Below are 9,091 nucleotides of genomic sequence, written 5' to 3' on the forward strand. Positions count from 1 at the left end.
GCGGCCTAGCACGCTGCCCTCTCACGGCAGTAGCGCCGGTTCGAATCCGGTCGGGGGTACCACACAGGGAAGGCCCTTCGTACGCGAAGGGCCTTCTCGTATTCACATCCCCAACTGCCGCCGCCGGCACGGCTGACGGCCGCCGCACGACCGGGGAGGGGTTCAGCCCGAGCGCCGCAGCGCCTCGCTCAGCCGTCCCGCGGCGTCGATCACGGCCTGCGCGTGCATACGGCCCGGATGCCGGGTGAGCCGCTCGATCGGTCCGGATACCGAGACCGCCGCGACCACACGGTTCGACGGGCCGCGCACGGGCGCCGAGACCGAGGCCACGCCCGGCTCGCGCTCACCGATCGACTGGGCCCAGCCTCTGCGCCGTACGCCCGAGAGCGCCGTCGCCGTGAAACGGGCTCCCTGAAGACCGCGGTGCAGCCGCTCCGGTTCTTCCCAGGCCATCAGGATCTGCGCGGAGGAACCGGCCTTCATCGTCAGCGTGGAGCCGACCGGGACCGTGTCCCGCAGCCCCGAGAGACGCTCCGCGGCGGCCACGCATATCCGCATGTCGCCCTGCCTGCGGTAGAGCTGCGCGCTCTCGCCGGTCACATCCCGTAGATGGGTGAGTACAGGTCCCGCCGTGGCCAGCAGCCGGTCCTCGCCGGCGGCGGCGGCCAGCTCCGCCAGCCGCGGGCCGAGAATGAACCTGCCCTGCATGTCCCTCGCCACCATCCGGTGGTGTTCCAGTGCCACGGCCAGCCGGTGGGCCGTGGGACGTGCGAGCCCGGTCGCCGCGACCAGTCCGGCGAGGGTGGCCGGACCGGACTCCAGAGCGCTCAATACCAGAGCAGCCTTGTCGAGAACGCCGACGCCGCTAGAGTTGTCCATGAAACGATACTTGCGTCTCACTCTGTGAAACGCAAGTTCAATTTCCCAAGGAACTTGCCAACCTGTATGTACGGCCCGCGGACCACGGGCCTTCAGCCGGCGTTCGGATACGTGGGGAGCGGACGCGGGCCCATATGTCTCTAGGAGTGCCGGACACGACGGACCGGCCGGAGGGAAAGCGATGGGTAGGACACTCGCGGAGAAGGTCTGGGACGATCATGTCGTCCGGCGCGCGGAGGGCGAGCCCGACCTTCTCTTCATCGATCTGCACCTGCTGCACGAGGTGACCAGTCCCCAGGCCTTCGACGGTCTGCGGAAGAGCGGCCGGCCGGTCCGGCGGCTCGACCTCACCATCGCGACCGAGGACCACAACACCCCGACCATCGACATCGACAAGCCCATCGCCGATCCGGTCTCCCGGATCCAGCTGGAGACGCTCCGCAGGAACTGCGCCGACTTCGGCGTGCGGCTGCACCCGCTGGGCGATGTCGAGCAGGGCGTCGTCCATGTCGTCGGCCCGCAGCTCGGGCTGACCCAGCCCGGCACCACCGTCGTCTGCGGCGACAGCCACACCTCCACACACGGCGCGTTCGGCGCGCTGGCGTTCGGGATCGGCACCAGCCAGGTCGAGCATGTCCTCGCCACCCAGACGCTGCCGCTGGCCCGTCCCAGGACCATGGCGATCACGATCGAGGGCGAACTCCCCGACGGCGTCACCGCCAAGGACCTGATCCTCGCCATCATCGCCAGAATCGGCACCGGCGGCGGCCAGGGCTACATCCTCGAATACCGCGGCTCCGCCATCGAGAAGCTCTCGATGGAGGCCCGGATGACCATCTGCAACATGTCCATCGAGGCCGGCGCCAGGGCGGGCATGATCGCCCCCGACGAGACCACCTTCGCCTATCTCAAGGGCCGCGACCACGCGCCCGAGGGCGAGGACTGGGACGCGGCGCTCGCGTACTGGAAGACGCTGCGCACCGACGACGACGCGGTCTTCGACGCCGAGGTCTTCATCGAGGCCGCGGAACTGGCCCCGTTCGTCACCTGGGGCACCAACCCGGGCCAGGGCGCGCCGCTCTCCGCGCAGGTCCCCGACCCGGCTTCGTACGAGGACGCCTCGGAGCGCCACGCCGCCGAAAAGGCCCTGGAGTACATGGGGTTGACCGCGGGGCAGGCGCTGCGCGACATCAACGTCGACACCGTCTTCGTAGGCTCCTGCACCAACGGCCGTATCGAGGACCTGCGCTCGGCGGCCTCCGTCCTGGACGGCCGCAAAGTCGCCGACGGCGTACGGATGCTGGTCGTTCCCGGTTCGGTACGCGTCGCGCTCCAGGCCGTCGAGGAGGGCCTGGACAAGGTCTTCACCGCCGCCGGCGCGGAGTGGCGGCACGCCGGCTGCTCGATGTGCCTGGGCATGAACCCCGACCAACTCGCTCCCGGCGAGCGCTCGGCGTCCACCTCGAACCGTAACTTCGAGGGCAGGCAGGGCAAGGGCGGGCGCACCCATCTCGTCTCGCCGCAGGTCGCCGCCGCCACCGCCGTGCTGGGCCATCTCGCCTCGCCCGCCGATCTGTCCGACGCCGATGCCGGCGCCCGTACGCCCGCTGGAGCGCGATAACCATGGAAGCCTTCACCACCCACACCGGCCGCGCCGTACCGCTGCGCCGCAGCAATGTCGACACCGACCAGATCATCCCGGCGCACTGGCTCAAGAAGGTCACCCGCGACGGATTCGAGGACGGGCTGTTCGAGGCCTGGCGCAAGGATCCGGCGTTCGTCCTCAACCAGTCCGTGTACACCGGCGCGACGGTGCTGGTCGCGGGCCCCGACTTCGGTACCGGCTCCTCCCGTGAGCATGCCGTCTGGGCCCTCCAGAACTACGGTTTCAAGGCCGTCATCTCCTCCCGGTTCGCCGATATCTTCCGCGGCAACTCGCTCAAGAACGGCCTGCTGACCGTGGTTCTGGAGCAGTCCGTCGTCGACGCCCTCTGGGAGTTCGTGGAGAGCGATCCCAAGGCCGCGATCACGGTGGATCTCGAGGCACGCCAGGTCAGGGCGGCCGGTGCCGACGGAGCCGGGCTGACGGCCGATTTCGAGCTGGACGAGAACGCCCGCTGGCGGCTGCTGAACGGCCTTGACGACATCGGTCTCACCCTTCAGAACGAAGCGGCCATCGCCGCCTACGAGGCCGCCAGGCCGTCCTTCAAACCACGCACAATTACCGTCTGAACAGCGCGTTTCCCCTACTGCACCCCCTGCCTCCCGGCAGGGGGTGCAGTTGCTTGTTGAGCCCCCCTCGGGCGACAACTCGCCCCAGATGGCACAATCGGTGCATGGAACGCGACAGCCAACTCAAGCTCTACGGGTTAGTCGCCGAACAACTGAAGGAAGCGCACGCAAGGGTGCGCGAGCTGCAAGTCCCGGAGGGCGTACGGATGGCGCTCTCCCGGAAGCTGCTGGTCATCACGGCCGCGGCGAAACACGATCTCCCGGACGCGGCAAGGCGTCTGGACCGCTTGATGAAGGACCTCGACGAGGGTCGTTTCCCCGAAGGTGAGTGACCTCCGCGGATCTCCGCCAGGTCGACTTCGTTGCGGCACTAGGGTGATTAGCCCGTTTCGTGTTTGATTTGCGGTATATATCTGCCTAACGTGCGAAAAAGCTTGAACACTTTCGTTCTGGCAATGTCTCCGAAGGGGAAGACGTGAACAAGGCGCAGCTCGTAGAAGCGATTGCGGACAAGGTCGGCGGCCGTCAGCAGGCCGCGGACGCGGTCGACGCGGTACTGGACGCCATCGTCCGCGCGGTCGTGGCAGGAGACCGGGTCTCGGTCACCGGATTCGGCTCGTTCGAGAAGGTGGACCGTCCGGCGCGCTACGCCCGTAACCCGCAGACGGGTGAGCGCGTGCGGGTCAAGAAGACCTCGGTGCCGCGCTTCCGCGCCGGCCAGGGCTTCAAGGACCTGGTCAGCGGCTCGAAGAAGCTCCCCAAGGGCGAGGTGGCCGTCAAGAAGGCCCCCAAGGGCAGCCTCTCGGGCGGTGTTTCCGCCCGTCCGACCGTGAAGGCCGCGGCCAAGAAGGCCGCCGCCAAGACCACCGCGGCGCGCAAGACCGCGGTGAAGAAGGCCACGGCGGCGAAGAAGACCGCCGTGAAGAAGACCACGGCCGCGAGGAAGACGGCCGCGAAGAAGACCACGACGGCGAAGAAGACCGCCAAGAAGGCCACCGCCACGGCGAAGAAGGCCACCGCGAAGAAGACCGCGCCCGCCAAGAAGGCGACGGCCAAGAAGGCCCCCGCCAGGAAGGCCACCTCGCGGACCACCACCGCGAAGAAGACCGTCGCCAGGGGGCAGTAAGCAGCACAGGGCCACACGCGCCGGGCCGGGCTCCTTCCGGGGAGCCCGGCCCGCGGCGTTGTACGAGATCACTGCGCAAGATCACTGAGATACACGGGCCGTTCGGCCGGAACGTTCAGAACGTATTCGGCCGGAACGTTCAGAACGTATACAGCGTCACCAGCGTGACGCGACGGCCGGTGCCCTCGCCCTCCGTCTCGATCCGTACGCGCTGACCGACACGGAGCATCCGCAGCCCGCCCGCGTCGAACGCCGCGGCGTCGAACTCCAGCGGAGTGCCGTCGTCCAGCAGCACGCTCCCGCTGCGGGTTTTGGAGTCGTAGGTGTACGAAGTGGCCTGCATGGCGGCAGCGTATCGGTCGCCGGCGCCGATCAGAGCCCCGGCCGCCGTGCGGGAAGCGGTCCGTGGGCCGCGTACCGCAGGGCCGTGTACGGACCGAGCCCCAGCTCCGCGGCCACCCGCAGATCGGCACCCGTATCCACATCCCGCCGTACGGAATCCACCCCCGCCAGGACAATTTCCACCGCGCCCGAGGACAAATGCCGAAGCCGGGACGGACCGCCGAAAGCCGGATTCAATTCCGTGCCCGGCGCCGCCGCCAGCAATGTCGTACCGATTTCGGCGGCATCCGCCAGAAAAGCACGCGGAAATGCTTCCGCCGCCGCCAGCACCAGGCCCAGCTCCGCCGGCCGCAGCGCCGGCAGATCCGCGTTGAGCGCGGCCACCGCGGCCCTCGGTCTGTGCGCCCTGACCGCCCGCGCGCCATGCGCCAGCGCCGCGTTGAGCCCGTCTCCCGGCGAATCCGGCACAATACGCGCGCCCAGCGCCGCCAGCTCGGCCGCCGCCGTCGGATCGTCCGTGACGACCGCCACATCCCGAACAGCCGGGCAGGCCAGCGCCGAGGCCACGGTGTCCTGCGCGAAGGCGAGAGCGAGCCGGGGCCGCAGCGCCTCGCCCGCGGTCCCGGCGAGCCTGCTCTTGGCCAGCCGCAGCGGTTTCAGCGGAACGACCAGGGACCAGCGCCCGGTCGGGTCGGTGTCCGTGGCGAACTCTCCGTCCATATGTATCGGCCCTCTATTGTGGCCCGGCACCGTGACGGCCCGCAGGGCCGCTCCGGGAACCGGGGCGTACGGTGTCCTCGACAGAGCAGGGGCCCGGGGCGACACTTGACCCCCGGCAGCCGGGCAAAGAGCCAGGCGCGAAAAGGAAGGTGTCCGAGTGTCCCGCCGCAGAATCGGCTTCTGGTACCGCCTGGCGGCCGTCATCGCAAAGCCGCCGCTGATTGTTCTGTTCAAGCGGGACTGGCAGGGCCTGGAGCACATTCCGGCCGACGGCGGATTCATCACCGCGGTCAACCACAACTCCTATCTGGACCCCCTCTCCTACGCGCACTTCCAGTACAACACCGGACGCGTCCCACGATTCCTGGCGAAGGCGGGCCTCTTCCAGGGCTCCTTTGTCGGCATGATGCTCCGTGGTACCGGACAGATTCCCGTCTACCGCGAGACGACCGACGCGCTCGACGCGTTCCGGGCCGCCGTCGACGCCATCGAGCGCGGTGAATGCGTCGCGTTCTATCCCGAGGGCACCCTCACCCGTGATCCCGACATGTGGCCCATGACCGGCAAGACCGGTGCCGCCCGTGTCGCGCTGCTCACCAAGGCGCCGGTCATTCCCGTCGCGCAGTGGGGCGCCAATCTGGCGATGCCGCCGTACGCGAAGGAGAACCGCTTCCAGTTCTTTCCGCGCAAGACGCTGAAGGTGCTGGCCGGACCGCCGGTCGATCTCTCCCGGTTCGAAGGCCAGGAGCCCACCCCTGAACTGCTCCGCGAGGCGACCGAGGTCATCATGGCCGCCATCACGGAACTGCTCTCCGAGGTACGCGGAGAGCCGGTGCCCACGGCCTTGTACGACCATCGCAAGGCCAGGGCGGAACAGCGGCGCAAGGCCGCGGAAGAGGGGTCCAAGTGACGCGGGTCGCGGTCTTCGCAGCGGGTTCGTGGGGCACGGCGTTCGCCATGATCCTCGCCGACGCGGGATGCGAGGTGACAATCTGGGGCCGCCGCCGTGAAGTCGTGGACGCGATCAACACCACCCGGATCAACCCGGACTATCTGCCGGGAATCGAACTCCCGGTGGGAGTACGGGCGACGACCGATCCCGCCGAGGCCGCCGACGGCGCCGAGTTCACCGTACTCACCGTGCCCTCGCAGACACTGCGCGCGAATCTCGCCGCCTGGGCGCCCGTCCTGCCCTCCGACACCGTGCTCGTCTCCCTGATGAAGGGCATCGAACTCGGCACGGCGAAGCGGATGAGCGAGGTGATCGAGGAGGTCGCCAAGGCACCGGCCGAGCGCGTCGCCGTGGTCACCGGACCCAATCTCGCCAAGGAGATCGCCGGCCGTATGCCGGCCGCGGCCGTGGTCGCCTGCCAGGACGAGACCGTCGCCCAGCGGCTCCAGTCCGCCTGCCACACCCCGTACTTCCGCCCGTACACCAACACCGATGTCGTCGGCTGCGAACTCGGCGGCGCGGTCAAGAACGTGATCGGGCTCGCCGTCGGAATCGCCGACGGCATGGGACTCGGCGACAACACCAAGGCCTCGCTGATGACCCGCGGGCTCGCCGAGACCACCCGGCTCGGCCTTGTCATGGGCGCCGATCCGCACACCTTCTCCGGGCTCGCCGGCATGGGCGATCTGATCGCCACCTGCTCCTCGCCGCTCTCCCGCAACCACACCTTCGGCACCAACCTCGGCCGCGGGATGACTCTCCAGGAGACCATCGCGGTCACCAAGCAGACCGCGGAAGGCGTCAAGTCCTGCGAGTCCGTGCTCGATCTGGCCCGGCGCCACGCCGTCGACATGCCGCTCACCGAAACGGTCGTGGACATCGTCCACAACGGGAAACCGCCGCTTGTCGCGCTGAAGGAGCTGATGTCGCGCAGCGCCAAGCCCGAGCGCAGCTGACTCGGCCGCGACCGACGCTGACTCGGGTGCGACGGACGCTGACTCGGGCGCTACCAACAGGTACGCTCATCGCGATATGAGCAGCGAGAACTCCTCCCAGAGCCCTGAGCAGCAGCTCCGCAAGCCGCGCGTGGCCGTCGTCTTCGGCGGCCGTAGCTCCGAGCACGCCATTTCGGTGGTCACGGCCGGAGCCGTACTGCGGTCCATCGACCGTACGAAGTACGACGTCCTGCCCATCGGTATCACCACCGACGGCCGCTGGGCGCTGACCGCCGACGATCCCGAGCGGATGGCCATCGCCGACCGGACACTGCCGAGCGTCGAGCAGATCGCCGAATCCACCGACGGCGGCGTCGTCCTCTCCGTCGACCCGGGCAACCGCGAGGTCGTCTACAGCGAGCCGGGCTCCGTGCCCAAGGCGCTGGGCGAGGTCGATGTCGTCTTCCCCGTACTGCACGGTCCCTACGGTGAGGACGGCACCCTCCAGGGCCTGCTGGAACTCTCCGGTGTGCCGTATGTCGGCGCGGGTGTCCTCGCCTCGGCCGTCGGGCAGGACAAGGAGTACATGAAGCGGGTGTTCACCTCCTTCGGGCTGCCCGTCGGCCCGTATCTGGTGATCAGGCCCCGCGATTGGGAGCAGGGCCCCGAAGGTTCCCAGGGCGCCGGCGCCCGTAGGAAGATCGTGGACTTCGCCGCCGAGCACGGCTGGCCGCTCTTCGTGAAGCCCGCGCGCGCCGGCTCCTCCATGGGCATCACCAAGGTCGACGGTCCCTCCGGTCTGGACGAGGCGATCGCCGAGGCGCGGCGCCACGACCCCAAGATCCTGATCGAGTCGCTGCTGCGCGGGCGCGAGATCGAGTGCGGAGTGCTGGAGTTCGAGGACGGGCCGCGGGCCAGTGTGCCGGCCGAGATCCCGCCGGTCACCGCGCACGACTTCTACGACTTCGAGGCCAAGTACATCGACTCGGCCACCGGACTGGTGCCCGCGCCGCTCACCGAGGAGCAGACGGCCGAGGTACGGCGGCTCGCGGTCGAGGCGTTCGAGGCCGCGTCCTGCGAGGGACTGGTCCGCGCGGACTTCTTCCTCACCGAGGACGGCGAGTTCGTCATCAACGAGATCAACACGATGCCCGGCTTCACTCCGATCTCCATGTATCCGCGGATGTGGCAGGAGAGCGGTGTGGGATACGCGGAGCTGATCGACCGGCTGATCCAGGCGGCGCTGCGCCGCCCGACCGGACTGCGCTGAGCCGCTCCGCGCCCTGTTCCGCTACGGCACGTCTTACGGCACGTCCTAGAGGCTCGACGGAATCGTCTTCGCGATCGGCGCGGCGAGCCGGGCGAGCGGTGTGGAGTCATGCGCGAACCGCGCGTCCAGAGTGACCTCCACATAGGTCTCGCGGTATGTGGTGGTGAAGCGCGGGCCCGAGTCGCGTTCCTCCAGCATCCAGTTGACGCCGTCCGCCTCCACCGCCTGCGCCTGCGGATCACTCATTCCGTCGGGCCGGGGGACACCGCAGCGCAGTACGATCGCGGCGTCCCCCCACCCGGCGGTCAGTTCGGAACGCGGCTCGGGATCGTTCCTGCCGAGGTCACCGATGTTCTCCGGCAGCTCCTTGTGCAGCGCACGGCACAGCGCGGCCTCTCCCGGGGACGGGCTGGGAACCGCGGCCGACACCGCCGCGTACGTGGCGGAACAGCCCGCCGCTGCGGACAACAGGACGACGGCGGACAGGCGGGCGAGCAGACGGCCGGATAGCCTGCGGCGGGAACGTATCACCGGCCAAGAGTAAACGGGCGGGGGGCTAGGGTCTTTCGTTTGGGTCTGGCCGGATCAGGGAGCGCCCGCCGCGGCAGCGGCTGATGTCACTGCGGGCACGCGAG

At 69.0% G+C, this 9,091-nt stretch carries 11 protein-coding genes; 7 read left to right on the forward strand and 4 right to left on the reverse strand.

The window, feature by feature from the left end:
* Positions 1–162 precede the first annotated feature (162 nt).
* The gene (gene ndgR, locus GA0115259_RS14590; RefSeq protein WP_058942291.1) at positions 163–879 is read right to left on the reverse strand and encodes an IclR family transcriptional regulator NdgR; all 717 of its coding nucleotides are present in this window, start codon (positions 877–879) and stop codon (positions 163–165) included.
* Positions 880–1,060: 181 nt separating this feature from the next.
* Here ndgR and leuC point away from each other — a divergent pair, with 181 nt between their 5' ends.
* From leuC to GA0115259_RS14610, 4 genes are all read left to right on the forward strand, one after another.
* Entirely contained in the window at positions 1,061–2,500 is a 1,440-nt protein-coding gene (gene leuC, locus GA0115259_RS14595) for a 3-isopropylmalate dehydratase large subunit (protein ID WP_093596280.1), read from the forward strand.
* A 2-nt stretch (positions 2,501–2,502) separates the two neighbouring features.
* Positions 2,503–3,111: a 3-isopropylmalate dehydratase small subunit gene (gene leuD / locus GA0115259_RS14600; protein ID WP_093596283.1), complete on the forward strand. Its 609-nt coding sequence runs from the start codon at positions 2,503–2,505 to the stop codon at positions 3,109–3,111.
* Positions 3,112–3,215: 104 nt separating this feature from the next.
* A complete protein-coding gene (locus tag GA0115259_RS14605; RefSeq protein WP_093596286.1) occupies positions 3,216–3,443 on the forward strand; it encodes an SCO5555 family protein in 228 nt (75 codons plus the stop codon).
* 143 nt (positions 3,444–3,586) lie between these two features.
* Positions 3,587–4,237, forward strand: coding sequence for an HU family DNA-binding protein (locus GA0115259_RS14610; protein ID WP_093596289.1), 651 nt, complete (start codon positions 3,587–3,589; stop codon positions 4,235–4,237).
* Positions 4,238–4,376: 139 nt separating this feature from the next.
* On the opposite strand, the gene GA0115259_RS14615 is transcribed toward GA0115259_RS14610, so the two are convergent.
* Both GA0115259_RS14615 and cofC read right to left on the reverse strand, forming a co-directional pair.
* Positions 4,377–4,580, reverse strand: a complete 204-nt coding sequence (locus GA0115259_RS14615; protein WP_093596293.1) for a hypothetical protein — start codon at positions 4,578–4,580, stop codon at positions 4,377–4,379.
* 29 nt (positions 4,581–4,609) lie between these two features.
* Positions 4,610–5,299, reverse strand: coding sequence for a 2-phospho-L-lactate guanylyltransferase (cofC, locus tag GA0115259_RS14620; RefSeq protein WP_093596296.1), 690 nt, complete (start codon positions 5,297–5,299; stop codon positions 4,610–4,612).
* A 157-nt stretch (positions 5,300–5,456) separates the two neighbouring features.
* Between cofC and GA0115259_RS14625 the strand changes: the two genes are divergently transcribed.
* The 3 genes from GA0115259_RS14625 (at position 5,457) to GA0115259_RS14635 (ending at position 8,456) form a co-directional block, all read left to right on the forward strand.
* Positions 5,457–6,209 (forward strand): lysophospholipid acyltransferase family protein, encoded by a 753-nt coding sequence (locus tag GA0115259_RS14625; RefSeq protein WP_093596299.1) that lies wholly within the window; start codon positions 5,457–5,459, stop codon positions 6,207–6,209.
* Complete coding sequence (locus tag GA0115259_RS14630) at positions 6,206–7,207, forward strand: NAD(P)H-dependent glycerol-3-phosphate dehydrogenase (protein ID WP_093596302.1); 1,002 nt, start codon at positions 6,206–6,208, stop codon at positions 7,205–7,207. The genes GA0115259_RS14625 and GA0115259_RS14630 overlap by 4 nt, the downstream gene beginning before the upstream one ends.
* A gap of 76 nt (positions 7,208–7,283) precedes the next feature.
* Entirely contained in the window at positions 7,284–8,456 is a 1,173-nt protein-coding gene (locus GA0115259_RS14635) for a D-alanine--D-alanine ligase family protein (protein ID WP_093596305.1), read from the forward strand.
* 45 nt (positions 8,457–8,501) lie between these two features.
* On the opposite strand, the gene GA0115259_RS14640 is transcribed toward GA0115259_RS14635, so the two are convergent.
* The gene (locus GA0115259_RS14640) at positions 8,502–8,987 is read right to left on the reverse strand and encodes a DUF3515 domain-containing protein (RefSeq protein WP_093596308.1); all 486 of its coding nucleotides are present in this window, start codon (positions 8,985–8,987) and stop codon (positions 8,502–8,504) included.
* Positions 8,988–9,091: the final 104 nt, after the last annotated feature.

The sequence above is a fragment of the Streptomyces sp. MnatMP-M17 genome, assembly GCF_900091995.1.
GTDB lineage: Bacteria > Actinomycetota > Actinomycetes > Streptomycetales > Streptomycetaceae > Streptomyces.

What these genes read in the sequence shown, in the direction of transcription:
- ndgR (WP_058942291.1), bottom strand. Translation starts at nt 879, where the DNA reads ATGGACAACTCTAGCGGCGTCGGCGTTCTCGACAAGGCTGCTCTGGTA.
- leuC (WP_093596280.1), top strand. Translation starts at nt 1,061, where the DNA reads ATGGGTAGGACACTCGCGGAGAAGGTCTGGGACGATCATGTCGTCCGG.
- leuD (WP_093596283.1), top strand. Translation starts at nt 2,503, where the DNA reads ATGGAAGCCTTCACCACCCACACCGGCCGCGCCGTACCGCTGCGCCGC.
- GA0115259_RS14605 (WP_093596286.1), top strand. Translation starts at nt 3,216, where the DNA reads ATGGAACGCGACAGCCAACTCAAGCTCTACGGGTTAGTCGCCGAACAA.
- GA0115259_RS14615 (WP_093596293.1), bottom strand. Translation starts at nt 4,580, where the DNA reads ATGCAGGCCACTTCGTACACCTACGACTCCAAAACCCGCAGCGGGAGC.
- cofC (WP_093596296.1), bottom strand. Translation starts at nt 5,299, where the DNA reads ATGGACGGAGAGTTCGCCACGGACACCGACCCGACCGGGCGCTGGTCC.
- GA0115259_RS14635 (WP_093596305.1), top strand. Translation starts at nt 7,284, where the DNA reads ATGAGCAGCGAGAACTCCTCCCAGAGCCCTGAGCAGCAGCTCCGCAAG.